General features: G+C 61.5%; 27 protein-coding genes and 1 tRNA gene. 18 read left to right on the top strand and 10 right to left on the bottom strand.

What is annotated here, in order from left to right; translation table 11 throughout:
* Nucleotides 1-28 precede the first annotated feature (28 nt).
* Together hemH and ACNQP3_RS04030 are read right to left on the bottom strand one after the other, a co-directional pair.
* A complete protein-coding gene (gene hemH / locus ACNQP3_RS04035; protein ID WP_060494161.1) occupies nucleotides 29-1,042 on the bottom strand; it encodes a ferrochelatase in 1,014 nt (337 codons plus the stop codon).
* Nucleotides 1,043-1,055: 13 nt separating this feature from the next.
* Nucleotides 1,056-1,961 (bottom strand): TIGR01777 family oxidoreductase, encoded by a 906-nt coding sequence (locus ACNQP3_RS04030; protein WP_069943243.1) that lies wholly within the window; start codon nucleotides 1,959-1,961, stop codon nucleotides 1,056-1,058.
* A 186-nt stretch (nucleotides 1,962-2,147) separates the two neighbouring features.
* Between ACNQP3_RS04030 and ACNQP3_RS04025 the strand changes: the two genes are divergently transcribed.
* From ACNQP3_RS04025 to ACNQP3_RS04005, 5 genes are all read left to right on the top strand, one after another.
* Complete coding sequence (locus ACNQP3_RS04025; RefSeq protein WP_012270494.1) at nucleotides 2,148-3,134, top strand: NAD(P)/FAD-dependent oxidoreductase; 987 nt, start codon at nucleotides 2,148-2,150, stop codon at nucleotides 3,132-3,134.
* Nucleotides 3,135-3,234: 100 nt separating this feature from the next.
* On the top strand, nucleotides 3,235-4,203 hold the full coding sequence (locus tag ACNQP3_RS04020; RefSeq protein ID WP_012270493.1) for a YbgA family protein: 969 nt from the start codon (nucleotides 3,235-3,237) through the stop codon (nucleotides 4,201-4,203).
* A complete protein-coding gene (locus tag ACNQP3_RS04015) occupies nucleotides 4,193-5,092 on the top strand; it encodes a MerR family transcriptional regulator (protein WP_264316827.1) in 900 nt (299 codons plus the stop codon). Before ACNQP3_RS04020 ends, ACNQP3_RS04015 begins: the two co-directional genes overlap by 11 nt.
* A complete protein-coding gene (gene phrB, locus ACNQP3_RS04010) occupies nucleotides 5,083-6,510 on the top strand; it encodes a deoxyribodipyrimidine photo-lyase (RefSeq protein ID WP_060494164.1) in 1,428 nt (475 codons plus the stop codon). Before ACNQP3_RS04015 ends, phrB begins: the two co-directional genes overlap by 10 nt.
* An 11-nt stretch (nucleotides 6,511-6,521) precedes the next feature.
* Nucleotides 6,522-7,220 (top strand): SDR family oxidoreductase, encoded by a 699-nt coding sequence (locus tag ACNQP3_RS04005; RefSeq protein WP_060494165.1) that lies wholly within the window; start codon nucleotides 6,522-6,524, stop codon nucleotides 7,218-7,220.
* Between the two features lie 56 nt (nucleotides 7,221-7,276).
* On the opposite strand, the gene ACNQP3_RS04000 is transcribed toward ACNQP3_RS04005, so the two are convergent.
* The 6 genes from ACNQP3_RS04000 to hemA form a co-directional block, all read right to left on the bottom strand.
* Entirely contained in the window at nucleotides 7,277-7,795 is a 519-nt protein-coding gene (locus ACNQP3_RS04000; RefSeq protein ID WP_041166373.1) for an acyloxyacyl hydrolase, read from the bottom strand.
* Between the two features lie 105 nt (nucleotides 7,796-7,900).
* Nucleotides 7,901-8,698 carry a glutamate racemase gene (gene murI / locus ACNQP3_RS03995; RefSeq protein WP_264316826.1) on the bottom strand — a complete coding sequence of 266 codons (798 nt, stop codon included), beginning with the start codon at nucleotides 8,696-8,698 and terminating at the stop codon, nucleotides 7,901-7,903.
* Nucleotides 8,691-9,446, bottom strand: coding sequence for a molybdopterin-synthase adenylyltransferase MoeB (locus tag ACNQP3_RS03990; protein ID WP_012270487.1), 756 nt, complete (start codon nucleotides 9,444-9,446; stop codon nucleotides 8,691-8,693). Before ACNQP3_RS03990 ends, murI begins: the two co-directional genes overlap by 8 nt.
* Entirely contained in the window at nucleotides 9,440-10,270 is an 831-nt protein-coding gene (prmC, locus tag ACNQP3_RS03985) for a peptide chain release factor N(5)-glutamine methyltransferase (RefSeq protein ID WP_264316825.1), read from the bottom strand. Before prmC ends, ACNQP3_RS03990 begins: the two co-directional genes overlap by 7 nt.
* A complete protein-coding gene (prfA, locus tag ACNQP3_RS03980) occupies nucleotides 10,270-11,352 on the bottom strand; it encodes a peptide chain release factor 1 (protein WP_012270485.1) in 1,083 nt (360 codons plus the stop codon). Before prfA ends, prmC begins: the two co-directional genes overlap by 1 nt.
* On the bottom strand, nucleotides 11,349-12,626 hold the full coding sequence (hemA, locus tag ACNQP3_RS03975; protein ID WP_012270484.1) for a glutamyl-tRNA reductase: 1,278 nt from the start codon (nucleotides 12,624-12,626) through the stop codon (nucleotides 11,349-11,351). The genes prfA and hemA overlap by 4 nt, the downstream gene beginning before the upstream one ends.
* A 469-nt stretch (nucleotides 12,627-13,095) precedes the next feature.
* Between hemA and ACNQP3_RS03970 the strand changes: the two genes are divergently transcribed.
* The 11 genes from ACNQP3_RS03970 (at nucleotide 13,096) to ACNQP3_RS03920 (ending at nucleotide 23,455) form a co-directional block, all read left to right on the top strand.
* Nucleotides 13,096-13,584 (top strand): Hcp family type VI secretion system effector, encoded by a 489-nt coding sequence (locus ACNQP3_RS03970; RefSeq protein WP_012270483.1) that lies wholly within the window; start codon nucleotides 13,096-13,098, stop codon nucleotides 13,582-13,584.
* Nucleotides 13,585-13,594: 10 nt separating this feature from the next.
* A complete protein-coding gene (locus ACNQP3_RS03965; protein ID WP_060492846.1) occupies nucleotides 13,595-14,569 on the top strand; it encodes a hypothetical protein in 975 nt (324 codons plus the stop codon).
* Nucleotides 14,570-15,155: 586 nt separating this feature from the next.
* Nucleotides 15,156-16,877 (top strand): tetratricopeptide repeat protein, encoded by a 1,722-nt coding sequence (locus tag ACNQP3_RS03960; RefSeq protein ID WP_060492847.1) that lies wholly within the window; start codon nucleotides 15,156-15,158, stop codon nucleotides 16,875-16,877.
* A gap of 4 nt (nucleotides 16,878-16,881) precedes the next feature.
* The gene (lolB, locus tag ACNQP3_RS03955) at nucleotides 16,882-17,499 is read left to right on the top strand and encodes a lipoprotein insertase outer membrane protein LolB (protein WP_012270479.1); all 618 of its coding nucleotides are present in this window, start codon (nucleotides 16,882-16,884) and stop codon (nucleotides 17,497-17,499) included.
* A gap of 4 nt (nucleotides 17,500-17,503) precedes the next feature.
* On the top strand, nucleotides 17,504-18,364 hold the full coding sequence (gene ispE / locus ACNQP3_RS03950) for a 4-(cytidine 5'-diphospho)-2-C-methyl-D-erythritol kinase (protein ID WP_012270478.1): 861 nt from the start codon (nucleotides 17,504-17,506) through the stop codon (nucleotides 18,362-18,364).
* 20 nt (nucleotides 18,365-18,384) lie between these two features.
* A tRNA-Gln gene (locus tag ACNQP3_RS03945) sits at nucleotides 18,385-18,459 on the top strand.
* A 48-nt stretch (nucleotides 18,460-18,507) separates the two neighbouring features.
* The gene (locus tag ACNQP3_RS03940; protein WP_003247410.1) at nucleotides 18,508-19,449 is read left to right on the top strand and encodes a ribose-phosphate pyrophosphokinase; all 942 of its coding nucleotides are present in this window, start codon (nucleotides 18,508-18,510) and stop codon (nucleotides 19,447-19,449) included.
* A 120-nt stretch (nucleotides 19,450-19,569) separates the two neighbouring features.
* Nucleotides 19,570-20,163 (top strand): 50S ribosomal protein L25/general stress protein Ctc, encoded by a 594-nt coding sequence (locus tag ACNQP3_RS03935; protein ID WP_012270477.1) that lies wholly within the window; start codon nucleotides 19,570-19,572, stop codon nucleotides 20,161-20,163.
* Nucleotides 20,164-20,242: 79 nt separating this feature from the next.
* Nucleotides 20,243-20,827: an aminoacyl-tRNA hydrolase gene (gene pth, locus ACNQP3_RS03930; protein WP_012270476.1), complete on the top strand. Its 585-nt coding sequence runs from the start codon at nucleotides 20,243-20,245 to the stop codon at nucleotides 20,825-20,827.
* A gap of 24 nt (nucleotides 20,828-20,851) precedes the next feature.
* Complete coding sequence (gene ychF / locus ACNQP3_RS03925; RefSeq protein WP_012270475.1) at nucleotides 20,852-21,952, top strand: redox-regulated ATPase YchF; 1,101 nt, start codon at nucleotides 20,852-20,854, stop codon at nucleotides 21,950-21,952.
* A 315-nt stretch (nucleotides 21,953-22,267) separates the two neighbouring features.
* On the top strand, nucleotides 22,268-23,455 hold the full coding sequence (locus ACNQP3_RS03920) for an MFS transporter (RefSeq protein WP_060492848.1): 1,188 nt from the start codon (nucleotides 22,268-22,270) through the stop codon (nucleotides 23,453-23,455).
* Nucleotides 23,456-23,474: 19 nt separating this feature from the next.
* Here the strand turns inward: ACNQP3_RS03920 and ACNQP3_RS03915 are convergent, their stop codons facing one another.
* A complete protein-coding gene (locus tag ACNQP3_RS03915) occupies nucleotides 23,475-24,257 on the bottom strand; it encodes an SDR family NAD(P)-dependent oxidoreductase (protein WP_060492849.1) in 783 nt (260 codons plus the stop codon).
* A gap of 219 nt (nucleotides 24,258-24,476) precedes the next feature.
* Here ACNQP3_RS03915 and ACNQP3_RS03910 point away from each other — a divergent pair, with 219 nt between their 5' ends.
* Nucleotides 24,477-25,382, top strand: coding sequence for an NAD-dependent epimerase/dehydratase family protein (locus tag ACNQP3_RS03910; protein WP_060492850.1), 906 nt, complete (start codon nucleotides 24,477-24,479; stop codon nucleotides 25,380-25,382).
* Nucleotides 25,383-25,474: 92 nt separating this feature from the next.
* On the opposite strand, the gene ACNQP3_RS03905 is transcribed toward ACNQP3_RS03910, so the two are convergent.
* The gene (locus ACNQP3_RS03905) at nucleotides 25,475-26,695 is read right to left on the bottom strand and encodes a maltoporin (protein ID WP_264316823.1); all 1,221 of its coding nucleotides are present in this window, start codon (nucleotides 26,693-26,695) and stop codon (nucleotides 25,475-25,477) included.
* On the opposite strand from ACNQP3_RS03905, the gene ACNQP3_RS03900 reads away from it, so the two are divergent.
* A complete protein-coding gene (locus ACNQP3_RS03900) occupies nucleotides 26,694-26,834 on the top strand; it encodes a hypothetical protein (protein WP_264316822.1) in 141 nt (46 codons plus the stop codon). The two genes, ACNQP3_RS03905 and ACNQP3_RS03900, sit on opposite strands and share 2 nt — an antisense overlap.
* Nucleotides 26,835-26,881 lie beyond the last annotated feature (47 nt).

Genomic DNA, 26,881 nt, shown 5'->3' with positions numbered 1-26,881 from the left:
ATAGGGCCGCAAAGCGGCCCCCAGCTATTCAGGCCTTTTCACACATATCCGCCAACACCCTCACCCATTCCGGGTGATCATTCAGGCACGGCACCAGCACCAGCTCTCGCCCACCCGCCTCTACAAACTGCTCGCTGCCCCGCATGCCGATTTCTTCCAGCGTTTCGATGCAATCGGCGACGAACGCCGGGCACATCACCAGCAGCTTCTTCACGCCCGCCTTGCCCAGCTCGTCCAACCGCGCCTCGGTATAGGGTTCGATCCACTTGGCCCGCCCCAACCGCGACTGGAACGACACCGACCACTTACCATCGGGTATGCCCATTTTCTGAGCAAAGGCCTTGGCTGTAGCCAGGCATTGCCCGCGGTAGCACACAGCGCGCATCTCGGCGCTGGCATCCTTGCAGCAGTCAGCTGCCTGGAAGTCGTGATTACCGGTCGGGTCCAGCTTCTTCAGGTGCCGCTCCGGCAAACCGTGGAAGCTCAGCAGCAGGTGGTCGTAATCCTGCTCCAGGTACGGCCGGGCGCTGGCAGCCAGTGCCTCGATGTAGTCAGGGTGATCGTAGAACGGCCGCAGCACGCGCATCTGCAACGGCAACCCGCGCTCACTGACCGTCTGTTTCGCCAGCTCGACCACCGTGGTCACCGTACTGTCGGCGAACTGTGGATAAAGCGGTGCCAACGTCACCTTGCGCACGCCTTGGGCGGCCAGGCGCTCCAACACTTCGGGCAAAGCCGGCAGGCCATAGCGCATGGCGATTTCCACCGGGCCATGGGGCCAGTGTTCGACCATTGCCGCCTGCAGGCGACGGGTCAGCACCACCAGTGGCGAGCCCTCCTCCCACCAGATCGAACCATAGGCATGTGCCGACTGCTCCGGGCGCTTGACCAGGATCAGTGACACCAGCAAGCGCCGCACCGGCCAAGGCAGGTCGATCACATAGGGGTCCATCAGGAACTGGTTGAGGTAGCGGCGCACATCGGCCACCGAGGTGGAGGCCGGGGAACCCAGGTTGACCAGCAGCAGGGCGTGATCGGTCATGCAGCGTCCTATGTCAGAGGCGGCTGGACAGGTTGTCCAGCGCCGATTGCAGATCGTTGAAGCGGAAGGTGAAGCCCGCCGCCAGCAAGCGCACCGGGCGCGCGCGCTGGCCGCCCAGCAGCAAGGTCGACATTTCGCCAAGGCCGGCCTTGAGCAGCAGCGCCGGTACAGGCAGCAGCGCCGGCCTATGCAGCGCACGGCCCAGCCGCCTGGCGAACTCACGGTTGCGCACCGGCTCTGGGGCGCAGGCATTATAAGGACCGCTGGCATCCTTGTGCTGCAAGAGAAAATCAATCAGGGCGACCTGGTCGTCTATATGCACCCAGGGCATCCACTGCCGCCCACCGCCCAAAGGCCCACCCAGCCCCAGTTTGAAGGGCACGCGCAGGCGCGACAAAAAGCCGCCATCGCTGGCCAGCACCAACCCGGTGCGCACCAATACCACGCGGATTCCTTGCGCTTGAGAACGCTGTGCCGTCTCTTCCCAGGCAATACACAACTGGCTGGCGAAGTCTTCCCGCACCGGTGGTGAGGCCTCGGTCAGCTCGCGTTCGCCGCCGTCACCGTACCAGCCTACCGCAGAGCCGGAAATCAGCACTTGCGGGCGCTGTTCACGGGAGCCCAGCCACGCCAGCAGCTGCTCGGTGAGGGTGACGCGGCTGGCCCACAGCACGTTGCGCCGGGCCGCCGTCCAGGGCCTATCCGCGATTGGCGCACCGGCAAGGTTGACCACCGCATCAAGATGATCGTCTGCTTCCAGTTGCTCCAGGCGGGCGATGCCACGCACGCCACTACCGCAAATTTTCGCCACCTGCTCAGGACGCCGGCTCCATACCGTGAGCCGATGCCCCTGGCCAAGCCAGTACTGGCACAGATGCTTGCCAATCAAACCGGTGCCACCTGTCAGCAATATATGCATGGCTGTGTCCTCGCAGAGTGCGGCGGTGGTCTATTTTTAACATCAAGGCACTTTTTTGACCCGACGCTCTCGGATAAACATAGGCCAACCTACCACCAAAGCGGAATAACCTTATACAAAAGTTCTGCATTGTACAGGTTTGCCTGACAGCGTAGTCTGCTCACAGCAAGGTTTGAAGAGGCCATCATGACAGTACCTATCGCCATCATCGGGGCCGGTATCGCCGGTTTGTCAGCCGCCCAGGCCTTGCAGAAGGCCGGACAATCCGTGCATTTGTTCGACAAAGGCCACGGCAGTGGCGGGCGCATGGCCAGCAAGCGCAGCGAGGCTGGCGCACTCGACCTCGGCGCCCAGTACTTCACCGCCCGTGACCGGCGCTTTGTCGATCAGGTGCAACAATGGGTTGCCGCTGGCTGGGCCGAGCAGTGGAAGCCGCAGCTGTACAACTACCGTGATGGCGAACTCACCCCCTCCCCCGACGAGCAGACGCGCTGGGTAGGCGTGCCACGCATGAGTGCGATCACCCGTGGCCTGCTCAAGGACGTGACGGTCAACTTCGGCTGCCGTATAGCGGAAGTGTTTCGCGGCAAGCAGTATTGGCACCTGCAGGATACCGAAGGCTGCAGCCATGGCCCCTACAGCCGCGTGGTAATCGCCGTACCGGCCCCGCAGGCCACACCACTGCTGGCGGCAACCCCCAAATTGGCCGCCGTGGCCGCCGGTGTACAGATGGAACCGACCTGGGCCGTCGCCCTGGCCTTCCAGTCACCGTTGGATACCCCGATGCAAGGCTGCTTCGTGCAGGACAACCCACTCGACTGGCTGGCCCGCAATCGCAGCAAACCCGGCCGCGACGAGCACCTGGATACCTGGGTACTGCACGCCACCTCGGACTGGAGCCGGCAGCACATCGACCTGTCCAAGGAAGAAGTGATCGAACAGCTGTGGGGCGAATTCGCCGAACTGGTCGGCTGCGTGGTACCGGCGCCCACCTTCGCTCTGGCGCACCGCTGGCTCTACGCCCGCCCCAGCAGCAACCATGAATGGGGCGCATTGGCCGATGCCGATCAGGGCTTGTACGCCTGCGGTGACTGGTGCCTTTCCGGGCGTGTCGAAGGCGCGTGGCTCAGTGGCCAGGAAGCCGCGCGACGTTTGCTCGAACACCTTGAGTGATGTAGCGCTATACAAAAATACTGGTTTGCATAACGGCTAGGCTGTGCTGGAATAAACCTGTACAAGTTTTTAGTAATGTACAGGTTTTTCGGAGGCAGCCATGCTCGACTCTTTCGCCTGCAGCAAGCCGCGTATCGCCATCAGTGCCTGCCTGACTGGGCACAGCGTGCGCTACAACGGCGGCCACAAGGCCTCCGATCTTTGCCGTACACAGCTGGAACAACACTTCGAATGGCTGCCCGTGTGCCCGGAAGTGGCAATCGGCCTGGGCATTCCGCGTGACCCCATTCGCCTGGTAGGCAACCCCGAACAACCCGAAGTGGTCGGCACCCGCGACCCTGGCATGGACCTGACCGGCCCGCTGCGCACCTATGGCGAACAAATGGCGGCTGAGCTCGACGACATCTGCGGCTACATCTTCATGCAGAAGTCACCTTCTTGCGGCCTGGAACGGGTCAAGGTTTACCAGGCCAACGGCCACCCAGCCTTGCATGGCGGGCGTGGCGTCTATGCCCACGCTTTCTGCGCTCTGCGCCCGGACCTGCCCGTTGAAGAAGAAGGCCGCCTGCATGACCCCGTGCTGCGCGAGAACTTCATCAGCCGCGTATACGCCTACGCCGACTGGCAGCGCCTGCTGGCCGAAGGGCTGAGCCGTGGCGCCCTGGTGCGCTTTCACTCGCGCTACAAGTATTTGCTGATGGCCAACAACCCGCAGGCCTATCGCACCCTCGGCCGCCTGCTTGGCAGCATGAGCAAGGATGACGACCCGCTCAGCTTCGGCCCGCGCTATTTCAGCCAACTGATGCAGGCCCTGCGCCGCTGCGCCAGCCGCGGCACCCACTGCAACGTGCTGCAGCACCTGAGCGGTTACTTCAAGGATGCCCTGACGCAGCAGGACAAGGCCGAGTTGCAGACGGTCATCGGCCAGTACCAACAGGGCGTCGTGCCGCTGGTAGTGCCCCTGACCCTGCTCAAGCACCATCTGCGCAAGCACCCTGACCCGTACCTGCAGCAGCAGGCCTACCTGCAACCGCACCCTGAAAGCCTGGGCTTGCGCAATGCAGTCTGAAACCTTGCTGCCCATCGGTGAACTGGCCCGCCGTACCGGCGTCAATCCGGTCACCTTGCGCGCCTGGGAACGCCGGTATGGCCTGCTCAAACCCCAGCGCACCGCCAAGGGGCATCGCCTGTACCCCTTGGAACAGCTCGAGCGGGTCGAGGCGATCCTTGGCTGGTTGCAGCGAGGCGCATCGGTCGGTCAAGTACGCGAGCTGCTCGACAAACCCTCCAGCACGCCACCCAAAGGCGACTGGCAGGCCAGGCAGTTCCAATTGACCGAGGCCATCGCCAACCTGTCGCAGCGCACGCTGGACCAACGGCTCAACCAGGCCATGGCCCTGTACCCGGCCGTCACCCTGTGCGAGCAATTGCTGCTGCCACTGCTCGATCTGCTCGACCTGCGGTGGCGCAACTACTTCAATGCGCGGCTTGAGCAAGTGTTTTTCCACAGTTGGCTGCGCAGCAAGCTCGGCGCCCGCATTTACCACGACAACCAATTGCTGCAAGGCCCCGCCGTATTGCTGGTGGAGGACTGCGAGCGGGCCTTCAGCCCAGGCCTGTGGTTGTGCGCCTGGCTGTTCACCAGCAACGGCGTGCCGGTCGAAGTGTTCGAGCACCCAGTCGCCGGCCCGCAACTGCACCACGCGGTCAATGCGCTCAAACCACGGGCCGTGCTGCTGCATCTGGGCCCACGCATCGATGACAAGGCGCTGCTACGCACCCTGCAAGGCATGCCCGGTATCACGCTGCTGGGCGGCGCTACGCTGCCCCTGCACGAAGCCCGCTTGCAGGCTTGCGCGCTGCCCGATGTTTTTCTGTTCGATACCCCGCAGGCGGCATTGCGCTTGCTTCAAGCCCATGACCGTCAGCCTGTAGAGATGAATACCCCATGCACCTGACCTGGCTGCGCAGCGACCTGCGCATCGATGACAACACTGCACTCAGCGCCGCCACCGAGCGCGGGCCGACCATCGCCCTGTGGCTGGTCAGCCCAGGGCAATGGCAAGCCCATGACGACGCCGCCTGCAAGGTCGACTTCTGGCTGCGCAACTTGCGCGCCCTGCGCCAATCGCTCGAAGGCCTGAATATCCCCCTGCTGATCCGCAAGATCGACACCTGGGACCAGGCCCCCCAGGCGGTGCTCGATGTATGCCGCCAACACCAGGTGCAAAGCGTGCACTGGAACGAAGAGTACGGCATCAACGAACAGCAACGCGACGATGCGACCCGCGCGCTGCTGGAGAAGTCGTCCATCCAGGCCTGCAGCCACCTCGACCAGCTGTTGTTCCGCCCTGGCACCATCCTTACCCGCAGCGGCGACTACTTCCAGGTCTTCAGCCAGTTCAAGAAGACCTGCCTGGAACACCTGCACCGCAGCCTGCCTGCCCTGGCCCGCCGGGTGGAGCGTCAGGCACCGCTGCAAATCCAAAGTGACCCGATTCCACAACACGTAGACGGTTTTGAAACCCCCACGCGCGCCTTGCGTGAGCATTGGCCGGCGGGTGAGGCCGAAGCGCAGGCGCGCCTGTCCCGCTTTCTGGACGAAACCATCGACGACTACCAACAATTGCGTGACCTGCCTGCCAAGCCCGGCACCAGCCAACTCTCCACCTACCTGGCCGCTGGCGTGATCTCGCCGCGCCAATGCCTGCACGGCGCACTGGCCAGCAACCGGGGCGAGTTCGACAGCGGCAGTACGGGCGTGCAGACCTGGATCAACGAGCTGCTCTGGCGCGAGTTCTACAAGCACATCCTGAACGGTTACCCACAGGTCTCGCGCCACCGCGCCTTTCGCGCCCATACCGAAGCCCTGCCCTGGCGTGACGCCCCGGCGGACCTGGAAGCCTGGAAACAGGGCCGCACCGGGTTCCCGATCATCGATGCGGCCATGCGCCAACTGCTGCACACCGGATGGATGCACAACCGCCTGCGCATGGTCGTGGCCATGTTCCTCAGCAAGAACCTGCTGATCGACTGGCGCAAGGGCGAGCGACACTTCATGCGCCACCTGATAGACGGCGACCTGGCCGCCAACAACGGCGGCTGGCAGTGGAGCGCGTCCACCGGCACCGACGCTGTGCCTTATTTCCGCATTTTCAACCCAGTTTCTCAGTCTCAGCGTTTCGACCCACAGGGGCGCTTCATCCGGCACTGGCTGCCCGAATTACGCGACATGGATGAGAAAACTATCCATGAGCCGATGAAATCTGATGATCTTTTTGCTAATAATTCGTATCACCGTCCAATGGTCAATCTCGGCAGCAGTCGCCAGCGTGCACTGGAAGCCTTCAAAGGCCTACCACGTCGGCAGGATTAGAGGACAACGTCTTGGCTAACTCACGAAGTTTTTGGGTTACAGGCGCCAGCAACGGACTTGGTCTGGCTTTGGTGGAACGTTTGCTCGAACAAGGGCATCGCGTTGCCGCCAGCGCAAAGGAAAGCGATGAGTTGAATGCTTTGGCAGCACGGCATGGTCGGCACTTTTTGCGCCTGCCCTGGCAGTTGCATGCCGAAGGACAAGCAGTAGCGGCCTGCCAACAAATATGCAATGCGTGGTGTTCGCTGGATGGGTTGATCATCAACGCCGGTACCTGCGATTACCTTGCAGACAATTTGGCCGATAGCGAACTGATAGAGGCCATCGTCACCAGCAACCAACTAGCGGGCGAGCATTGCCTCACACAGGCATTGCCTTTGCTGGCGAAGGGCGTCTCAGCGCAAGTGATGGCGGTGTTCAACCGTTATTCGGCATTGCAGCTGTATGCGCCCACCCAAACGACCGCAGGGTGGAACAACACACCGCAGTGGCTGCGCGAGCAGCGCAAGGCCCTGATGGACCAAGGGATAGCGTTGACCATCGTGGCGCCACAGTCGCTCAAGGTGCCGGTGACGTCGGCACAGGCGATACCGGAGGAGTGGACGGCACAGAGTGTCGCTGAGGAGTTGCTGCGACGGTTGCCGCAGCAAGAACCAGAACTGGTACTGGAGACGCTGGACATCAGTAGCCTGTGGCCTTTGACGCGATAAGGCCTCAAACCGGCCTCTTCGCGGGTAAGCCCGCGAAAGGGCCGGTGCAGGCGAATTCAAAGCGCCATGCGGTAATGCAGGCTGTAGCTCTCTACGCCATCGTTGGGCTGCTTGATTCCCGCGTTGGAATAGTGAATCGCCCGCACTCCGATCTCATGCCCGCCGGCAAAGCGCAGACCAAAACCAATGCGGTCCTCGAACTGGAAGGCCGAGCCTAGCTCATTGCTTTCCAGCTCGGTGCTGGAGAACGCCGCCACGCCGATCCCCGCTTCGATATAGGGTTTCACCGACTCCCCGGCAAATTCGTAGACGAACACTGGCGCGAACGACAGGCTATGGTTGCTCGCGGTTTTGTCGCCATCCCAGTAGGTGTAGGCCCCATCCCAGTAGCCGGTCAGGCGGCCGACACTGGTCTGCCACCAGCTGGCATCCCAATTCGATTGCAGCCCCAGACGGTAGACCATGGTCGAGTCACCGGTCTGCCCCACCGAGAACGACACATCGGCTGCTTGCGCCGATACCACTTGCCCCAAGGTAAAAGCGGCAGCCGCCGCCAAGCCCAGCAGTTTCTTCATGAGAAACATCCTTCTTCCTGATGCTGTTATTAGTCCGCCTCATGTCAGGCAAAGCGGTAGAAAGCGGCAGTGGAACGATAGTTCAGCTGTTTTTCACGTTTTTTTTCACAACGCAAAGCTTTGCACATCGCCGCACTTATGCCACAGCACAGGTAGGATTTTTCTTAGGATTTCTGGATCAGCGCTGGTCCAGAAGCGGGTATCGCCGGCCGGGCCTTCGGCCAGCAGATCATTTGCCCCCAGCAGCCGCTGCAGTTGGCGTGCTACGGCAGCGCCCGTATCGATGACAGCCACATCCGCCGGCACCATGCCGGCCAGCAACGGGCGAAGGAAAGGGTAATGGGTGCAGCCGAGGATCAGCGTATCGCAACCTGCAGCCAGCAGTGGCTGCACGTACCCCCACAGCATCTGGCGCAACACCGGGCTGGTCAGGTCACCGGTCTCGATCAATTCGACCAGCCCCGGGCAAGGCTGGGTAATCACCTGCACATCATTGGCGAAGCGGTCGAGCAAGGCTGCGAACTTGGCACTCTGCAAGGTACCAGTGGTTGCCAGTACACCGACCACGCCCGAACGGGTAGCAGCCGCAGCAGGCTTCACGGCCGGTTCCATGCCCACCAAAGGCCAGGTTGGGTACAACTCGCGCAGGTCTGCTACCGCCGCCACGGTGGCGGTATTGCAGGCCAGCACCATGGCCTTGGCGCCTTGCTCATGGAAGAACCCGGCAATGTGTCGGCAGCGCTGGCGGATATAATCCGGCGACTTCTCGCCGTAAGGCACATGGCCGCAATCGGCCACATACAGCAGCGTCTCGTTGGGCAGCAGGCGCTGGATCTCGGCGAGCACCGACAAGCCGCCGACCCCCGAGTCCATCACGCCGACCGGCGCCGAGCGCTCAGCCATCGCGCTTGCCACAGACAGCACAAGCCGGATCGCGCTTGACGCGCAGCTCGCGGATACGGGTGCCGAGTGCATCGATCAACAGCAGGCGGCCGACCAGCGGCTCGCCGAAGCCGGCCAGCAGCTTCATGGCCTCCAACGCCTGCAGGCTACCCACCAGCCCCACCAGCGGGCCGATGACACCGGCTTCGCTGCAGGTCAGTTCGGCTTCGCTGCCGTGCCCGTACAAGCAGTGGTAGCAAGGGCTGTAGTCACGGCGTGGGTCGAACACCGACAGTTGCCCTTCCAGGCGGATTGCCGCCCCGCTGACCAACGGCTTGCCGGCGGCGACACAGGCCGCATTGACCGCCTCACGGGTAGAGAAGTTGTCGGAGCAGTCCAGCACCAGGTCGACCGCCGCCACGGCGGCCGCAAGCGAATCCTCGTCCAGGGCCTGACGGTGAGCGACCAGGGCGATTTCCGGGTTGATCGCCTGCAGGCGCTGCAAGGCCGAATCGACCTTGGTCATGCCGACGCTGGCACTGTCATGGATCACCTGACGCTGCAGGTTGGTCAGGTCGACGGTGTCGAAGTCCGCCAGGTGCAGCTCCCCCACCCCCGCGGCGGCCAGGTACAGGGCAACCGGGGAGCCCAGGCCACCGAGCCCTACGATCAGCGCCTTGCTCTTCTTAAGCCGCAGCTGGCCGTCGATGTCGATCTGAGCCAGCAATACCTGGCGGCTATAACGCAGCAATTCCTGATCAGTCAGCATGGCAAGCGCCCCAAGGTAATGCGTTCATGGCCGCCCAGGTCCGTGCGGCTGGCCACCTCGACAAAGCCTTGTTCAGCCAGCAAGGCACGTACTGCAGCGGCCTGATCGTAGCCGTGCTCCAGCAGCAGCCAGCCTCCCGGCAAAAGGTGCGCGGGGGCTTGCGCGGCGATCACGCGCAGGTCGTCCAGGCCATCGGCACCGGCCACCAGCGCGCTGCTGGGCTCAAAGCGCACATCCCCGGCCACCAGGTGCGGGTCTTCGGCAGCGATGTAGGGCGGGTTGCTGACAATCAGGTCAAAACGCTCGCCGGCCAGACTGTCGAACCAATGGCTTATCCGCACCTGCGCGTTGTCCAGCCCCAGGCGCAGGCGGTTGCGCTCGGCCAGGGCTGCAGCCTCCTCCACCCGGTCCACCGCCGTGACCTGCCAGGCCGGGCGGTCGCTGGCCAGCGCCAGCGCGATGGCACCGGTACCGGTCCCCAGGTCCAGCACCTTGGCTGGCGCAGCGGGTTGCAGTTCAAGGGCCGTCTCGACCAGCAGCTCGGTATCGGGCCGCGGGATAAGGGTATGCGGCGCCACTTCCAGGTCGATCTTCCAGAAGCCCTGCTGCCCAAGGATATAGGCCACAGGCTCACCGCCACGACGGCGCTGCAGGTAGCCGGCATAGGTCTCGGCATCTTCACTGCTGACGATACGCTCAGGCCAGGTGTGCAGGTAACTGCGCGACTTGCCGATGGCAGCAGCCAGCAGCAGTTCGGCATCCAACCGCTCAGAAGGCGATTCGGGCAACTGCGCGTTGCGCAGCAGGCTGGCGATGATAGTCATCAGTCCCCCAGGGCGGCCAGTTGATCGGCCTGATATTCGGCCAGCAGCGGTTCGATCACCGCCTCTACGCCACCGCTGAGGATGTCGTCCAGGGAATACAAGGTCAGGTTGATGCGGTGATCGGTCACCCTGCCCTGTGGATAATTGTAGGTGCGGATGCGTTCGGAACGGTCACCGGAGCCCACCAGTAGCTTGCGCTCACTGGCAATAGCGTTCTGCGCGGCGCTGGTCTGCATGTCGTTCAGCTTGGCCGACAGCCAGGACATGGCGCGGGCGCGGTTCTTGTGCTGCGAGCGCTCTTCCTGGCACTCGACCACGATACCGGTGGGCAAGTGGGTAATACGGATCGCCGAGTCGGTCTTGTTGACGTGCTGGCCGCCAGCACCGGAGGCACGGTAAGTGTCCACGCGCAGGTCGGCCGGGTTGATTTCGATGGCTGCCTGCTCGTCCGGCTCGGGCAGCACCGCGACCGTGCACGCGGAGGTATGGACACGGCCTTGGGATTCAGTCTCGGGCACACGCTGGACGCGGTGTGCGCCGGACTCGAACTTGAGTTTGCCGTAGACGTTCTCACCCTCGACGCGGGCGATGATTTCCTTGTAGCCGCCGTGCTCGCCTTCGTTTTCGGACAAGATCTCCAGCCGCCAGCCGCGTTTCTCGGCGTAGCGCGAATACATGCGGAACAGGTCGCCGGAGAAGATTGCCGCCTCGTCGCCACCGGTACCGGCGCGGATTTCGAGGAACACGTTGCGGCCGTCGTTGGGGTCCTTGGGCAGCAGCATACGCTGCAGCTGCGACTCCAGCGTCAGCAGTTGTTCCTTGGCTTCACGCACTTCTTCCACGGCCATTTCACGCAGGTCCGGGTCACTGTCCTTGAGCAGCGCCTGGGCACCCTCAAGGTCGCCCTGGACTTTGCACCACTCTTTATAAGCAGCGTAGACCGGCTCGACTTCGGCGTATTCGCGGGAATACGCGCGAAAGCGCGTCTGGTCGGAAATGACCTCGGCATCACCGAGCAGTGCGGTGAGTTCTTCGAAGCGGTCCTGGAGAATATCCAGTTTGTTCAGCAGCGACGCTTTCATTGCGGGGATTTGTCCGTCGAGCCCTCGTTGAGGGCAAAGAGTTCCTGGGCCATGGCCAGCGCATCGACGCGCCCCTCGGCCGAGAGCTTTTTCAACTGCACGCTGGGGGCATGCAGGAGTTTGTTGGTCAGGCCCCGGGCCAATTGGGCCAGCACGTCTTCGGGGTTGCCGCCGTTGGCCAGCAGGCGCTGGGCCTTTTGCAGTTCTTCGTCGCGAAGGCGCTCGCTTTGCTGCCGGTAGGCCTTGAGTACATCCACCGCCGCCAGTTCACGCAGGCGCAGCATGAAGTCCTCTGCCCCAACGGTAACCAGCTCTTCGGCGGCCTGGGCTGCGCCCTGGCGGCTCTTGAGGTTTTCCGCCACCACGTCGTGCAGGTCGTCGACGGTGTACAGGTAGACATCGTCCAACTCGCCTACTTCGGTTTCGATGTCGCGTGGTACGGCGATGTCGACCATGAAGATGGGCTTGTGCCGGCGCTGTTTCAGTGCGCTTTCGACCGCGCCCTTGCCCAGGATCGGCAGCTGGCTGGCGGTGGAGCTGATGACGATGTCGCTGTTGGCCAGTTCCTGGGGGATGTCTGCCAGCAGCACCGCATGCGCGCCGAACTGTTCGGCCAGGATGCTGGCTCGCTCCAGGGTACGGTTGGCCACCACGATTCGGCGTACGCCCTGCTCGTGCAAGTGGCGGGCGACCAGGGTGATGGTTTCGCCGGCGCCGATCAGCAAGGCCTGGCTACGGCCCAGGTCGGCGAAGATCTGCTTGGCCAGGCTGACCGCGGCAAACGCCACCGACACCGGGTTTTCGCCGATGGCGGTGTCGGTACGCACCTGCTTGGCGGCACTGAAGGTGGCCTGGAACAGGCGACCGAGCAACGGCCCGACGGTACCGGCTTCGCGGGCCACGGCGTAGGCGGACTTCATCTGGCCGAGGATCTGTGGTTCGCCGAGTACCAGCGAGTCCAGCCCCGAGGCCACGCGCATCATGTGCTTCACGGCATCGTGCTCTTCGTGCACGTAGGCACTGGCACGCAGCTCGTCGAGGCTGAGGCGGTGATAGTCGGCCAGCCATTGCAGCACGGCGTCGGCGGACAGGTGGTCCTGCTCTATATAAAGCTCGCTGCGGTTGCAGGTCGACAGGATCGCCGCTTCGCGGCTGGATGTCAGTCGGCAGAGCTGCTGCAGGGCGTCTACCAGCTGCTCTGGGGTAAACGCCACGCGCTCGCGTACGTCTACCGAGGCAGTCTTATGGTTGATACCAAGTGCAAGAAAGGCCATGCAAGGTCGCTGGTTGTGACGGGAAGCCGATAATTGTCCTCTTTCGCAGGTTTTAGGACAACCACCGTTCGCTATTGTCGTGATAGCCCTGGCCGACCGGGCCCCAAGGCAGCTCTGTCCACAGCCCTCTCGGCAGAGCGCCGCAGCCGATGCAAGCACGAATCCTGTAGGAGCGGGCTTGCCCGCGAAGAGGCCAGGGCAGGCAAAGCGATTATCTCCGGTCCCCCCCCGCGCCGCGCTCCTCGACCTGCGCGCTGGTAATGTGACAAATTTCCTACAAAAAACACCTATTAATTAAACTTAGCGATACACCCTTGGCAAAGTTATCCACAACCTTGTAGTCCATTTCCTAAAGTCAGCCCCCCTCTATTGCCTTGCCCAATATCCGTGCCTAGCCTTGCCAATCACTGACCGGGTCAAGTTCCCCATCAGCATCACCCCTGAAAATGATTGCCAAGGAGAGATAAGCATGGCATTTGACGCTTATATAAAAATCGACGACATCGCGGGCGAAGCTCTGGATGAAAAGCACAGCAAATGGATTGAAGTCACCGGTTATGACTTCGGTGTAAGCCAAAGCACTTCCGCCACTGCCAGCTCGGCAGGGGGCGCCACTTCGGGGCGCGCCGAGGTGAGCCACTTCACTTTTACCAAGTTTCTCGACAGCGCCAGTTGCAAGCTCATGGAGGCCAGCTGCGCAGGGCAGCATCTCAAGGAGGTCAAACTCGCACTGTGCCGCGCGGGCGGCGACAAGCTCAAGTATTACGAGATTATTCTCGAAGAAGTGATCATTGCAGACTACACACAGAGTGCTGCCGATGGCGTGCCTGTCGAGGTAGTTCGCCTCGATTACGGAAGGATCAAGACCACCTACACCTTACAGAAGCGTATCGACGGTTCGGGCGGCGGCAATATTGCCGGCGGTTGGGACCGGATCGGCAACAAGAAATACGCGTGAGGAAATTGCCATGACCGAAGCTCGCGCGTTCATCAACCCCAAAATGCAGAACTACCACACACTCAAGGCTGGCCTTGCCCTGAGCGGGCATTCGGCCAGCAAGTTCGATGTACTGAACTCACACATTTACAACAGTGTGGTCAGAAGCGGCGAACTGGTCATTGTCGGTGACTGGTCCACGCCTTCATGTACTAGCCAGGAGGCGTATCTGATGGCAAAGGCTGCCGCTACGCACATGGGGCTAATGCGCAGCGGGCAAGGTGCCGACGAGTTCTTTCTTGAGAACTTCGAGTTGCTGAAGAGCCTGCTCGCCCATGCATCCATGGGTGCAGGCGTGGTCAGCGATGGGTGGAGCAGATACCTGAAGGCCACTCAAGACACGTTGCTGGAAATTGAGAAACTGTATCAGGAGCACATGAGTTCTGGGACGTTCAAAGCGCGCGATCAGTTCTATGCCAAGCGAGCGGCGCTATTTGGGAGGCTGGATGAGCAGTTGAGCAAAATGGCCGCGTTCGGTACGAGCCTGCGAAACCAAGGGTCGATTAAAAGAACCCTTGGCATCTCCACGAAAAGCTATTTGCATACAGGAGAAATTGCAGGGTATGCGGATAAGGTTGCCGGAGTGGGCAAGGCTGCCAACCTGATAAAAAAAGGTACCTATTTAGGCATATCGCTAGAGGTTGCGTCTATTGGATTAGATATTCAGAAGGCATGCACATTAGGGCGGCAAGACGCTTGCAGGAAAGCAGCATATATTGAAGGCGCTTCATTAGCCGGAAGTCTAGGAGGAGCCGCGGGTGGCGCGTATCTGGGTAGCTATGCTATTGAGCAACTTTGTATAGCGATTGGTGTTCCTACAAGAGGCCTCGGCACACTCGCGTGTGCAGTCATTGGGGGGGCGACTGGAGGCATGCTAGTAGGTGATGTCGGCAAAACACAGGGAGCAAGGCTCGGAGAACTTTTGTACGAGGTCTCAGGTGAATGACAAGCACTTTATGGATAATCATCTCTTTTCTTGTTCTGATCTCGCTGCTTTTCAGTGTTTCCGCACTGACCTATATCGCATATCGGCACGTTGAAAGCTTCGAGACGCTTTTGACAAATTGCAAATTCGTACAAGGAAACCGCTCAGCGTACTCTACGGCAGGCGTTTTCGGCAAAACGATGAGACTTTGCATGATAGCAGGAATGCTGTCGACCCCGAATTTTTACCTGCGCCGTAATCTGGCAGATATCTCTGACATAAAAAATTTCCCCCAGAGAACCAAGCGCCTGATCCTCTTTTTCTGGTACCACCTCATGCTCTCAGTGTCATCATTAATCATCTTCGAATGCGTCACAAGATACCTCGAACGAGGCTAGTTCAAAGTGCAAAAGAGGCGAACATCCCCATACCCTCTCGCGGAACAGGCATTCTGAGCCCGAGCCGCACTGCAACGAACCCATGCCTTAGCCTGTTGTCCCACACCTGCACCACCCAGGCTGTAAACCACGACCTTCGCAGGTGGGTTTGCCCCCGCGCTTGTGTCATCATGCTCCGACCGCCGGTGAGTCCTCCTATAAGCCTTTCTATGAACAAACCATACGCATTGCTGCTTGCCTTCGCCCTGCTCCAGGGCTGCCAGAGCCTGGCCCCGCAAAAAGCCGAGCCTCCCGTCGCCGAAGCCGGCAAGGGCGAGGCGGAAAAGCCCGTGGTGTATGGCTCGTTCAAGCAGGACACACTCTATAGCCTGTTGGTAGCCGAGCTGGCCGGCCAGCGCAACCGCTTCGACATCGCCCTGGCCAACTACACCGACCAGGCGGCAAAAACCCAGGACCCTGGGGTTTCCGAGCGCGCCTACCGCATTGCCGAATACCTCGGTGCTGACGAGCCGTCGCTGGACAATGCATTAGTCTGGGCCCGTAACGACCCGCAGAACCTCGACGCCCAACGTGCCGCCGCCATCCAACTGGCCCGCGCTGGCCGCTATGACGACTCCATGGCCTACATGGAAAAGGTTCTACAGGGCCAGGGCGACACCCACTTCGACTTCCTCGCCCTGTCTGCGGCCGAAACCGACCAGAGCACCCGCGACGGCCTGCTGCAAAGCTTCGAGCGCCTGCTGGTGAAATACCCTGACAACGGCCAACTGGTATTCGGCAAGGCCTTGTTGCTGAACCAGGACGGCAAGGCCGAAGAAGCCCTGGAGCTGCTCGAATCGCACCCGGCTCAAAACGGCGAAATTGCCCCGATCCTCCTGCGCGCTCGCCTGTTGCAGGCCCTGGACCGTGGTCCGGAGGCTCTGCCACTGCTGCGCGGCGCAATCCGCGACAACCCGGACGACAAACGCCTGCGCCTGACCTACGCCCGCACCCTGGTCGAACAGGACCGCATCGCCGATGCCAAGGGCGAGTTCCTCAGCCTGGTCCAGCAATACCCCGATGATGACGAACTGCGCTACTCGTTGGCCTTGGTGTGTCTGGAGAACAAAGACTGGGATGAAGCCGAAGGCTACCTGCAGGAATTGATCGAGCGTGAGAGCAACGTCGACGCCGCACACCTGAACCTGGGCCGCATCCGCGAGGAGCGCCACGACCCTGCTGGCGCCCTGCGTGAGTACGCCCTGGTCGGCCCTGGCCCCGACTACTTGCCGGCACAACTGCGCCAGGCCGACATCCTGATCGCCAACGGCCGCAGCAGCGAGGCCTCGCGCCTGCTTGCCGAAGCCCGCGAAGCCCAGCCAGACTACGCCATCCAGCTGTACCTGATCGAATCGGAAAGCTACAGCAACAACAACAAGGACGCCCAGGCCAGCCAGGTGCTGCAGCAAGCCATCCAGCGCTACCCGGACGACCTCAACCTGCTGTACACCCGCGCCATGCTGGCCGAAAAGCGCGACGACCTGGCGCAAATGGAGAAAGACCTGCGCGCCATCATCGCCCGCGAGCCAGAAAACGCCATGGCCCTGAACGCCCTGGGCTACACCCTGGCCGACCGCACCACTCGCTATACCGAAGCCAAGGCACTGATCGACAAAGCCCACCAGCTGACCCCGGACGACCCGGCAGTGCTCGATAGCCTGGGCTGGGTCAGCTACCGCCTGGGCAACCTCGACGCAGCGGAAACCTACCTGCGCCAGGCCTTTGCCAGCTTCCCCGACCACGAAGTGGCCGCTCACCTGGGCGAAGTGCTGTGGGCCAATGGCAAGCGCCGTGAAGCCCGCCAGGTCTGGGCGAAGGGCTTCGAAGCCCAGGCCGACAGCCCCATCCTGCGCAAGACCATTTTGCGCCTGACCGGATCCGAGACTCTTTAACGCCATGTTCCTGCGCCATTGCATCACCTTCACCCTTATCGCCCTGCTGGCCGGCTGTGCCGGCTTCGGTAGCCGAGAAGCCCTGCAGGGTCACGGCGACCCGCAGCAGTGGCGCGCCCATAAAGAACAGCTGAGCAGCCTCGATGGCTGGCAGATCAACGGCAAGGTCGGCATCCGCGCCCCGCGCGACTCCGGCAGCGGCACCCTGTTCTGGCTGCAACGCCAGGACTACTACGACATTCGCCTGGCCGGCCCGCTGGGCCGTGGCGCCGCACGCCTGACCGGGCGCCCAGGTGGCGTGGTGCTCGAAGTGGCCAACCAGGGCCGCTACGAGGCCACAAGCCCCGAAGCCCTGCTTGAAGAACAACTGGGCTGGCAGCTGCCAGTCTCGCACCTGGTCTGGTGGGTGCGCGGCCTGCCTGCCCCCGACAGCAAGAGCAAGCTGACCCTGGATGGTGACAGCCGCCTGGCCAGCCTCGATCAGGATGGCTGGCAGGTACAGTACCTGAGCTACACCGAACAAAACGGTTACTGGCTGCCCGAGCGCCTGAAACTGCACGGCAAGGACCTGGACGTGACCCTGGTGGTCAAGGACTGGCAACCGCGCCAGCTGGGGCACTGACCCTATGCACACGCTCACCCTGCCCGCCCCGGCCAAGCTCAACCTGTGGTTGCACATCATCGGCCGCCGCGCCGACGGTTACCACGAGCTGGAAACGGTGTTCCAGTTCCTCGACCACGGCGACGAACTGAGCTTCGCCCTGCGTGAAGACGGCGTGATCCGCCTGCACACCGAGATCGAGGCCGTCCCCCACGACAGCAACCTGATCGTGCGCGCCGCGCGCAAGCTGCAAGAACAATCAGGCACCGCACTCGGTGCCGATATCTGGCTGACCAAGGTGCTGCCCATGGGCGGCGGCATCGGCGGCGGCAGCTCGGATGCCGCCACCACCCTGCTGGCCCTCGCCCACCTGTGGCAACTGGATTGGGACGAAGACCGCCTGGCCGCACTGGGCCTGAGCCTGGGCGCCGACGTGCCGGTGTTCGTACGCGGCCATGCGGCGTTCGCCCAAGGTGTGGGCGAGCAACTGACACCGGTCGACCCGATCGAGCCCTGGTATGTCGTACTGGTGCCGCAAGTGTCTGTCAGCACAGTAGAAATTTTTTCACATCCACAGTTGACACGTGATTCACTCCCCCTTAAGATGCGCCCCGTTCCCGAGGGAAACAGTCGAAATGACTGCCAACCGGTGGTAGAGCAGAATTACCCAGAAGTTCGCAATGCGTTGAATTCACTGGGGAAATTCACTGAGGCTCGGCTAACCGGCACTGGAAGTTGTGTGTTTGGGGCCTTCCCAAGCAAAGCCGAAGCTGATAAAGTTCTGGCCCTTCTTTCAGCGACCCAAACAGGGTTTGTGGCGAAAGGAAGCAATATTTCGATGTTGCATCGCAAGCTGCAAAGTCTGGTCAAGAAGTCGAGCGCATAAGCGTTCGCAGCAACAGATACAGGGGCGTCGCCAAGCGGTAAGGCAGCAGGTTTTGATCCTGCCATGCGTTGGTTCGAATCCAGCCGCCCCTGCCATTTTCCTTATACTCATCCAGGTATACCCTCAGCCTTCAGGTACTGCGCGTGTCCAAGATGATGGTCTTTACGGGGAACGCTAACCCCGATCTGGCTCGGCGTGTCGTACGTCAGCTGCATATCCCTCTCGGTGACGTCTCTGTCGGTAAATTCTCCGACGGCGAGATCAGCACTGAGATCAATGAAAATGTTCGCGGTAAAGACGTTTTCATTATTCAGCCGACCTGTGCCCCGACCAACGATAATCTGATGGAACTGGTAGTGATGGCCGACGCCTTCCGCCGCTCCTCAGCCTCCCGAATCACCGCCGTGATTCCTTACTTCGGATATGCCCGCCAGGACCGCCGTCCGCGTTCGGCACGTGTAGCCATCAGCGCCAAAGTCGTCGCTGACATGCTCACTGTCGTAGGTATCGACCGTGTACTCACCGTCGACCTGCACGCTGACCAGATCCAAGGCTTCTTCGATATCCCCGTCGACAACATCTACGGCTCGCCCGTACTGGTCGACGACATCGAAGACCAGCGTTTCGAGAACCTGATGATCGTCTCCCCGGACATCGGTGGTGTCGTGCGCGCACGCGCTGTCGCCAAGTCCCTGGGCGTCGACCTGGGTATCATCGACAAACGCCGCGAAAAGGCTAACCACTCCGAGGTTATGCACATCATCGGCGACGTCGAAGGGCGCACTTGCATCCTGGTAGACGACATGGTCGACACCGCCGGCACCCTGTGCCACGCGGCCAAAGCCCTGAAAGAGCACGGCGCTGCCAAGGTTTACGCCTACTGCACGCACCCTGTCCTGTCGGGCCGCGCGATCGAGAACATCGAGAAGTCGGTACTGGACGAGCTGGTGGTGACCAACACCGTACCGCTGTCCGCCGCTGCTCAAGCCTGTGACCGTATCCGCCAGCTGGATATCGCACCGGTTGTCGCTGAAGCGGTACGCCGCATCAGCAACGAAGAATCGATCAGCGCGATGTTCCGCTAAGCGGGACACGTGTTGATGTGAAGCGCCCCGCCCCAACCTGTGTTGGGGCGGGGCTTTTTTGCCATCCCCGTCTGGCGCTGGTCGCAAACGCCATACGGGAGGCTATTTTGGAGAAACAAAATGACTGACTTCATCCTGAACGCCCAAGCGCGTACTGACCTGGGGAAAGGTGCGAGCCGCCGCCTGCGTCACGCCGCCAGCATCCCTGCCGTTGTTTACGGTGGCGATAAAGAAGCCCAATCCCTGACCATCGTGGCCAAGGAAATCGCCAAACTGTTCGAAAACGAAGCTGCCTACAGCCACGTTATCGAACTGAACGTCGACGGCGCCAAGCAGAACGTCGTGGTCAAGGCCATGCAGCGCCACCCAGCCAAAGGCTTCATCATGCACGCCGACTTCGTTCGCGTCGTTGCTGGCCAGAAGCTGACTGCCAAGGTTCCGGTTCACTTCATCGGTGAAGAAGCCCCGGTCAAGAAAGGCGGCGAGATCTCGCACGTTGTTTCCGAGATCGAAGTTTCCTGCGAAGCCAAAGACCTGCCTGAGTTCATCGAAGTTGACCTGGCCAACGCCGAAGTCGGCACCATCATCCACCTGTCGGACCTGAAAGCTCCGAAAGGCGTAGAGTTCGTCGCTCTGGCCCACGGTGATGACAAAGCTGTTGCCAACGTTCACGCTCCACGCGTTGCTCCAGAAGCAGAAGGCGCTGCCGAGTAATCCACTCGCACGCCGGCGTTGATCGGGTTACAGTGCCGCGCGCACTGTAACCCACCAACTCCAAGGAAGAGCCCCTGACGTGACCGCCATCCAGTTGATCGTTGGCCTGGGTAACCCCGGCCCCGAATACGAACAGACCCGGCATAACGCAGGGGCTCTTTTCGTTGAACGCATTGCCAGCGCCCAGCGAGTTTCGCTGACTGCTGACAAAAAATATTTCGGCCTGACGGCTAAATTCAGCCATCAGGGCAACGACGTTCGTTTGTTGATCCCTACCACCTACATGAACCGCAGCGGTCAGTCCGTGGCGGCCTTGGCCAATTTCTTCCGCATCAAGCCGGAAGCGATCCTGGTGGCACACGACGAACTCGACCTGCCCCCAGGCGTTGCCAAGCTCAAGCGCGGCGGCGGCCATGGTGGGCATAACGGCCTGCGCGACATCATCGCGCAGCTCGGTAACCAGAACGACTTCCACCGCCTGCGGCTTGGCATCGGCCACCCGGGTGACGCCAAACTGGTATCCAACTTCGTCCTGGGCCGCGCGCCGCGCGCCGAGCAGGAGAAGCTCGACGCCAGCATCGATTTTGCCCTCGGCGTGCTGCCGGACGTGCTTGCCGGCGATTTCGCCAAGGCGATGCGCGAGCTGCACAGCCAGAAGGCCTGATTTCCTTTAGAGAGGGGAATACCCATGGGTTTCAATTGCGGCATCGTCGGCCTGCCCAACGTCGGCAAGTCCACCCTGTTCAACGCCCTGACCAAGTCTGGCATCGCGGCGGAGAACTTCCCTTTCTGCACCATCGAGCCAAACAGCGGCATCGTGCCTATGCCCGACGCTCGTTTGGCTGCGCTGGCTGAAATCGTCAAGCCAAACCGCATCCTGCCGACCACCATGGAATTCGTCGACATCGCCGGCCTGGTTGCCGGTGCGTCGAAAGGCGAAGGCCTGGGCAACAAGTTCCTCGCCAACATCCGCGAGACCGACGCCATTGCCCACGTGGTGCGCTGCTTCGAAGACGAGAACGTGATCCACGTTTCCAACAGCGTCGACCCCAAGCGTGACATCGAGATCATCGACCTCGAACTGATCTTCGCCGACCTCGACAGCTGCGAAAAGCAGCTGCAGAAAGTAGCCCGCAACGCCAAAGGCGGCGACAAGGAAGCCTTGGCGCAGAAGGCAATACTGGAAAAGCTGATCCCGCACTTCACCGAAGGCAAGCCTGCACGCAGCCTGATGAAGCACATGGCTGACGACGAAAAAGCTGTCATTCGTGGCTTCCACCTGCTGACCAGCAAGCCGGTGATGTACATCGCCAACGTGGCCGAAGACGGCTTCGACAACAACCCGCACCTGGACGTGGTCAAGGCCATCGCCGAGGAAGAAGGCGCGGTAGTGGTGCCGGTGTGCAACAAGATCGAGGCAGAAATCGCCGAGCTGGAAGACGGTGAAGAGAAGGACATGTTCCTCGAGGCCCTGGGCCTGGAAGAGCCTGGCCTGAACCGCGTGATCCGCGCCGGTTACGAGCTGCTGAACCTGCAGACCTACTTCACTGCCGGCGTGCAGGAAGTACGTGCCTGGACCGTACGCGTAGGTGCCACCGCACCACAAGCCGCAGGCGTGATCCACACCGACTTCGAAAAAGGCTTCATCCGCGCTGAAGTGGTGGCCTATGATGACTTCATCCAGTTCAAGGGTGAAAGCGGTGCCAAGGAAGCCGGTAAATGGCGCTTGGAAGGCAAGGACTACATCGTCAAAGACGGCGACGTGATGCACTTCCGCTTCAACGTCTAAGCGGTAGCCTGCTGCAACCACGAACCCCTTGAGGCCTACGCTTCAAGGGGTTTTGTTTTTCCAGCAGGTAGCAACGGCCAAGGAACGTGACTTGATCTCGCGCATGTGAACCGAGATCACAAATGATGTGCCCCTTCACCGGATATTCATCCCGCATCGTATCCCCCACAGTAGAGCCCGTTGACGCACACCTCACGCGTCTGCCGGGCAACAATCATAAATGCCAGCCCGGCCGCCTCCCCCGCCCCCACAAGAACCAGAACTCCGGCGAAGGCACCTTATCGTCTTGCGATTCTCGAATCCGGAGTACTGAACATGAGCAGATCCAGCACCGGGCTGCATCCCGGCATCCTCACCCTGGCGATCACCGCCTTCGCAATTGGCGTCGCCGAATTCATCATCGTCGGTATTCTGCCGTCGATCTCGACCGCCTTCGCGATCTCCCTCGCTAGCGCCGGCAGCCTGGTTGGGCTGTATGCCCTGGCCTTGGCCATCGGCACACCGTTCATCGTCATCGGCCTGGGCCGCTTCCCGAAAAAAACCGTGCTGATGATGCTGATCGGCGTGTTCCTGCTGGGGAACCTGGTCTCGGCCTTAGCGCCGAATTATCCGATCTTGTTGTTGGGGCGAATCATCACCGCGCTGGCGCACGGCAGCTTCTTCGCCATCGGCGCTACCGTAGCGGCTGGCTTGGCACGTGAAGGCCAGGCCAGCAAGGCGATCGCAGTGATGTTCGCCGGCCTGACCCTGGCGATGGTCATTGGTGTGCCGCTGGGCAGCTACCTTGGCAACGCCCTCGGTTGGCGCCTGCCGTTCTATGCGGTGGCGTTGCTGGCCCTGCTTGCGCTGCTGGCCACCGCAGTTTGGCTACCACGACAACCGGCCAGCAAGGCCGGCAATGCCCTGGGGCAGTTGGCTGCACTGCGCAGCCCGGCGATCTGGGCAATGATGTCGGTCACTGTCCTTGGCTTCGGTGCAAGCTTCTCGGCATTCACCTTCATCACGCCAATCCTGACAGACATCACCGGGTTCTCGGCCAGCAGCGCCAGCGTGCTGCTGCTGGTGTTCGGTGTGGCAACCATGATCGGCAACCTGCTGGGTGGCCGGCTGTCCGATAGCCTGGGCTGGGAACGTACCTTGCGGCTGCTGTTCGGCGTATTGGCGCTGACACTGGTGGCCCTGGCACTGTCGCTACCGTACAAAGTCTTGATGGTGATCACCGTGTTCGTCTGGGGCATCGTTGCCTTCGGCATGACTCCAGCGTTTCAGACCGGCATGTTGTCCACTGCCCGCTTGCATACGCCAAAGGCGGTGGACTTCGCTTCGGGATTGAACATCTCGGCATTCAACCTGGGCATCACCCTGGGCGAACGGGCAGGTAGCGTGCTAGTGGAAAACGGCCAACTGGCGCTCACCCCCTGGGCTGGTGTGGCTGCCGCCTTACTGGTGAACCTGCCGCTGGCCTGGTTGCTGTGGCGCCGGAAAGTGACCATGGCGGCTTGATAGTCGGCGATAACTGACGTCAAAGTATGCTGCGAATAGTTCCACCCTCCACCCGCATCGCCATCCCATTGAGAGCGGGCGATGCGGCCAGGTGCACCACACTGCGGGCCACCTCCTCCGGCTCGATCATGCGACGGATCAACGAGGTAGGCTCGGTCTGGTCGAAGTAATCAGCCACCACCTGCTGGGCGCTGATGCCTTTTTCCTCCGCGATCTCGGCATGGTAACGGCGCACCGCCTCAGTGCTGGTAGGCCCCGGCAGGATGCTGTTGACCCGCACCGCAGTTCCCTTGGTCAGTTCGGCCAAGGCACGGGATACGCCTAACAGGCAAGACTTCATGGCACCGTAGTGGACCATCCACGGCTGCGGCTTGACACCCGACTCACTGCTGATGAACACCACCGAGCCCTCGCCCGCGGCCAGCATCTCGGCCAGCACCAGGCGAGTCATGCGCACCGCCGTCATGACGTTCACGTCGAAATAGCGAAACCACTGCGCGTCGTCCGTCTCGAAGAAGTCGCGCACCTCGAAGATGCCGACACAGTTGATCAAGTAATCGATGGGGCCGTTGTGCCGCGCCTGCTCGACAAGGCGCTCGGCAATACCCGGTTGGGTCAGATCGCCGGCCAGACCGCTGCAGCGAGGGCCGAGGGCTTCGCAAGCTTCGGCAACCATTGCCTCAGTCAACCCACTGACTACCACATGAGCGCCCTCGTCCAGGAAGCACTGGGCAATGGCCTTGCCGATACCCGTGGCGCCGCCGGTGATCAGGACATTCTTGCCGACCAGTTGGTAATCCATGATGCCGTACCTTTTGTAGTTGTTCTTGCCAGGAATCTATTACGAATCGGCGTGACAGCCGTATTCACTTCCCGTGCAAACACCATTCAGCAAATGTTGATACGAATCGACGTCACAAGAGTTGTGCGTGGCTAGCGGCTGGTCGCGCCTTCGGCAAGTTCTTACCGTAGGCCTGCAACACAGATGCTTACCTCCACTCATCAATAAGAAAGGTCCACGATGAAAATCTTCATTACCGGCGCTTCAGGCTACATCGGTGGCTCGGTAGCCAAGTACCTGGCAGACGCCGGGCACGAGGTCACCGGCCTGATCCGTGATCCTGCCAAACGCGATGCCCTGCAAGCCTTGGGCATCACCCCAGTACTGGGCACCCTGGATGACACCTACATCCTCACCCAGCAAGCCCAGGCCGCCGACGCCGTGGTGCACACCGCCGATTCCGACCACCGGGCCAGCGTCGAGACCTTCATCAACGCCCTTCGTGGCAGCGGTAAACCGTTCATCCACACTTCTGGCTCCAGCGTGGTCGGCGACGACGCGCGCGGTGCCTACGAGCGGGAGGCAATCTTCACCGACGAGACGCCGTTCGAGCCGATGGACATCCGTCGTGACCGTGTGGCGATCAACCAACGCGTGCGCAATGCCGGCGTGGAGCTGGGCATCCGCGCCATTGTGTTCTGCCCGACCATGATCTACGGCGATGCACTGGGCCTACCGACCGCCAGCGACCAGTTGCCCAAGCTGCTGGCCAAGTCGCGCCAGTTCAGCGCTGGTGCTTACCTAGGCGAGGGCGTACACCGGTGGTCCAACGTACACATTGAGGACCTTGCCGAGTTGTATCGACTGGCCTTGGAAAAGGCACCTTCGGCGTCGTTGTTCTTTGCCGAGAACGGCGAGGCTTCGTTCATCGAGATCGCGACTTCCATCAGCCACGCACTAGGTTACGAAGGGCGTATCGAGAGCTGGCCGGCGGACGAGGCGATTGCCGAGCTAGGTGACTGGGCCCGCTTTGCGATTGGCTCAAACAGCCGCGTACGGGCGGTAAATGCGCGACAGTTGCTGGGCTGGCAGCCCAAGCGTGAGTCAATTCACCAGTGGCTGCGCACGACCAGCGTGCATTGGTAAGACAACCGGTTTAGTCAGCCCCCCACTTACAGGCAAACCGGATCGCGATCGGGCGAGTGCGGGCCCCCCCCCACACCCGCCCCACTACTGCCTCACTTCCACCAATACTCCACCTGCACCCCGAAGTTACTGCCATGCAGCGCATTGCCGAAAGCACCGCTTTCAGACAGCGCCGAGCCCGCCGCACTCTCATTGGCGGCGCGCTGAGCGGCATGGTTCCAGCGTGCATGGGTGTAGTAAAGGCGTACCTCCGGTCGCTGCCAGAAGCCCGGCCCTGCCGGTGACCACGTGGGCGCGACGGTGATCTTGGTCAGCTTGCGTGTGCCGCCGGGGGCATCGATCTGGTCGCGGCCAAGCTCCGTGATCAGCTTGAAATGGTCGCCGAATGCGTACACTGGGCGCACGCCCAGCGACAGCCAGTCCTGGTCATTTCCATCAGGGCGACGGTCCTTCTGGTAGACCACCTGGAACTGCCCACCGAAACGCGGCGTCAGTTGCCAGTCGAAGTACTCCACTGCACGCCAGCTCTGGTTGCCGTTGTCCAGGGTAGGGTCACCGGTGTATCCCAAGGCTGTGCCGGGGCCACGGCCGTATTGCAGGGCGAAGGTGTTCAACCCGCCGAAAATGCCCCGCTGCTTGTGCTGCGCCGCCACTGACCACCCGCTGTGAGCACCGCGGCTGTCGGGCCGTTGCAGATAACTCACGCCGAACTCCAGCTCTCCCCCCGAGTTGCTCTTGAAGCCACCGACATTGAAATCGTGGCGGTTGATGTAGGGCTCCTGAAACAGGTTGTCCTTGCGCGAGAACACATAGCTGTACCTAAGGTCGCCAATGGCCACTTCGTCAACGCCAAAGCCTGTGGCGCTCTGGTTCCAGTAGAAATAGTCGGAGATGTGAATGTCGTTACGTCGGTAGTAGCGCCGGCCGGCCCAGAACGCGCCACCATTGAGTACCGGCATGTCGCGCCACTGGGCGTACATCTGCACCATTCGAGAATAGCCGTGCTCGCCTGTAAACCGTGGAGTGTGGCCATAGCCTGCGAACAGCTGGGCCATACCCACCACACTCAAAGTCGAGCCGTCGCCAGGCTTGATCAGGTCTTGAGCCAATTGCAGTTCGGCGAGCTGTTCACACTCGTTGCCCAAGCGGTACTTCGAGGGTGAGCCGGGAAGCTGAAAGCAGCTCTGGCTGCCGCCGCTGGAGGCGCCGCCGGCAACGGTTCGGAGGTAGCCCGTGAACTCCAGGGCATAAGCCGGCAGTACGAGGGTAGCCAGGGACGCCCCGGCAAGGGTGGTGAGGAACTTCAGTTTCATGGTGGTGCTCCGCTTTGTTGTTTTTTTGTTGCGGGCGATCAGTTTTCTGCGGGCGACAGCCGTCCACGGCAAGGGCGTCAGACACGCGCTCACCCGCCGCGCGATCGCGGCGAAAAAAGGTTTATTGGGGTTCTGTTGAAGTTGTCAGTCGCAGGAAAGGCTCAGCAGGCCAACCCTGCCGAGTGT

The sequence above is a fragment of the Pseudomonas sp. LFS074 genome (genome assembly GCF_047978165.1).
GTDB lineage: Bacteria > Pseudomonadota > Gammaproteobacteria > Pseudomonadales > Pseudomonadaceae > Aquipseudomonas > Aquipseudomonas putida_P.
This window is presented reverse-complemented; position numbering and strand designations above follow the sequence as displayed.

Coding starts and splice junctions, on each gene's coding strand:
- ACNQP3_RS04025 (WP_012270494.1), top strand. CDS start 2,148: ATGACAGTACCTATCGCCATCATCGGGGCCGGTATCGCCGGTTTGTCA.
- ychF (WP_012270475.1), top strand. CDS start 20,852: ATGGGTTTCAATTGCGGCATCGTCGGCCTGCCCAACGTCGGCAAGTCC.
- ispE (WP_012270478.1), top strand. CDS start 17,504: ATGCACACGCTCACCCTGCCCGCCCCGGCCAAGCTCAACCTGTGGTTG.
- lolB (WP_012270479.1), top strand. CDS start 16,882: ATGTTCCTGCGCCATTGCATCACCTTCACCCTTATCGCCCTGCTGGCC.
- ACNQP3_RS04020 (WP_012270493.1), top strand. CDS start 3,235: ATGCTCGACTCTTTCGCCTGCAGCAAGCCGCGTATCGCCATCAGTGCC.
- murI (WP_264316826.1), bottom strand. CDS start 8,698: ATGGCTGAGCGCTCGGCGCCGGTCGGCGTGATGGACTCGGGGGTCGGC.
- ACNQP3_RS03915 (WP_060492849.1), bottom strand. CDS start 24,257: ATGGATTACCAACTGGTCGGCAAGAATGTCCTGATCACCGGCGGCGCC.
- ACNQP3_RS03900 (WP_264316822.1), top strand. CDS start 26,694: ATGGTGGTGCTCCGCTTTGTTGTTTTTTTGTTGCGGGCGATCAGTTTT.
- ACNQP3_RS03920 (WP_060492848.1), top strand. CDS start 22,268: ATGAGCAGATCCAGCACCGGGCTGCATCCCGGCATCCTCACCCTGGCG.
- hemA (WP_012270484.1), bottom strand. CDS start 12,626: ATGGCCTTTCTTGCACTTGGTATCAACCATAAGACTGCCTCGGTAGAC.
- ACNQP3_RS03905 (WP_264316823.1), bottom strand. CDS start 26,695: ATGAAACTGAAGTTCCTCACCACCCTTGCCGGGGCGTCCCTGGCTACC.
- ACNQP3_RS04015 (WP_264316827.1), top strand. CDS start 4,193: ATGCAGTCTGAAACCTTGCTGCCCATCGGTGAACTGGCCCGCCGTACC.
- ACNQP3_RS03910 (WP_060492850.1), top strand. CDS start 24,477: ATGAAAATCTTCATTACCGGCGCTTCAGGCTACATCGGTGGCTCGGTA.
- prmC (WP_264316825.1), bottom strand. CDS start 10,270: ATGACTATCATCGCCAGCCTGCTGCGCAACGCGCAGTTGCCCGAATCG.
- ACNQP3_RS04000 (WP_041166373.1), bottom strand. CDS start 7,795: ATGAAGAAACTGCTGGGCTTGGCGGCGGCTGCCGCTTTTACCTTGGGG.
- hemH (WP_060494161.1), bottom strand. CDS start 1,042: ATGACCGATCACGCCCTGCTGCTGGTCAACCTGGGTTCCCCGGCCTCC.
- ACNQP3_RS03960 (WP_060492847.1), top strand. CDS start 15,156: ATGAACAAACCATACGCATTGCTGCTTGCCTTCGCCCTGCTCCAGGGC.
- ACNQP3_RS03935 (WP_012270477.1), top strand. CDS start 19,570: ATGACTGACTTCATCCTGAACGCCCAAGCGCGTACTGACCTGGGGAAA.
- prfA (WP_012270485.1), bottom strand. CDS start 11,352: ATGAAAGCGTCGCTGCTGAACAAACTGGATATTCTCCAGGACCGCTTC.
- ACNQP3_RS04030 (WP_069943243.1), bottom strand. CDS start 1,961: ATGCATATATTGCTGACAGGTGGCACCGGTTTGATTGGCAAGCATCTG.
- phrB (WP_060494164.1), top strand. CDS start 5,083: ATGCACCTGACCTGGCTGCGCAGCGACCTGCGCATCGATGACAACACT.
- ACNQP3_RS03990 (WP_012270487.1), bottom strand. CDS start 9,446: ATGCTGACTGATCAGGAATTGCTGCGTTATAGCCGCCAGGTATTGCTG.
- ACNQP3_RS03965 (WP_060492846.1), top strand. CDS start 13,595: ATGACCGAAGCTCGCGCGTTCATCAACCCCAAAATGCAGAACTACCAC.
- ACNQP3_RS03970 (WP_012270483.1), top strand. CDS start 13,096: ATGGCATTTGACGCTTATATAAAAATCGACGACATCGCGGGCGAAGCT.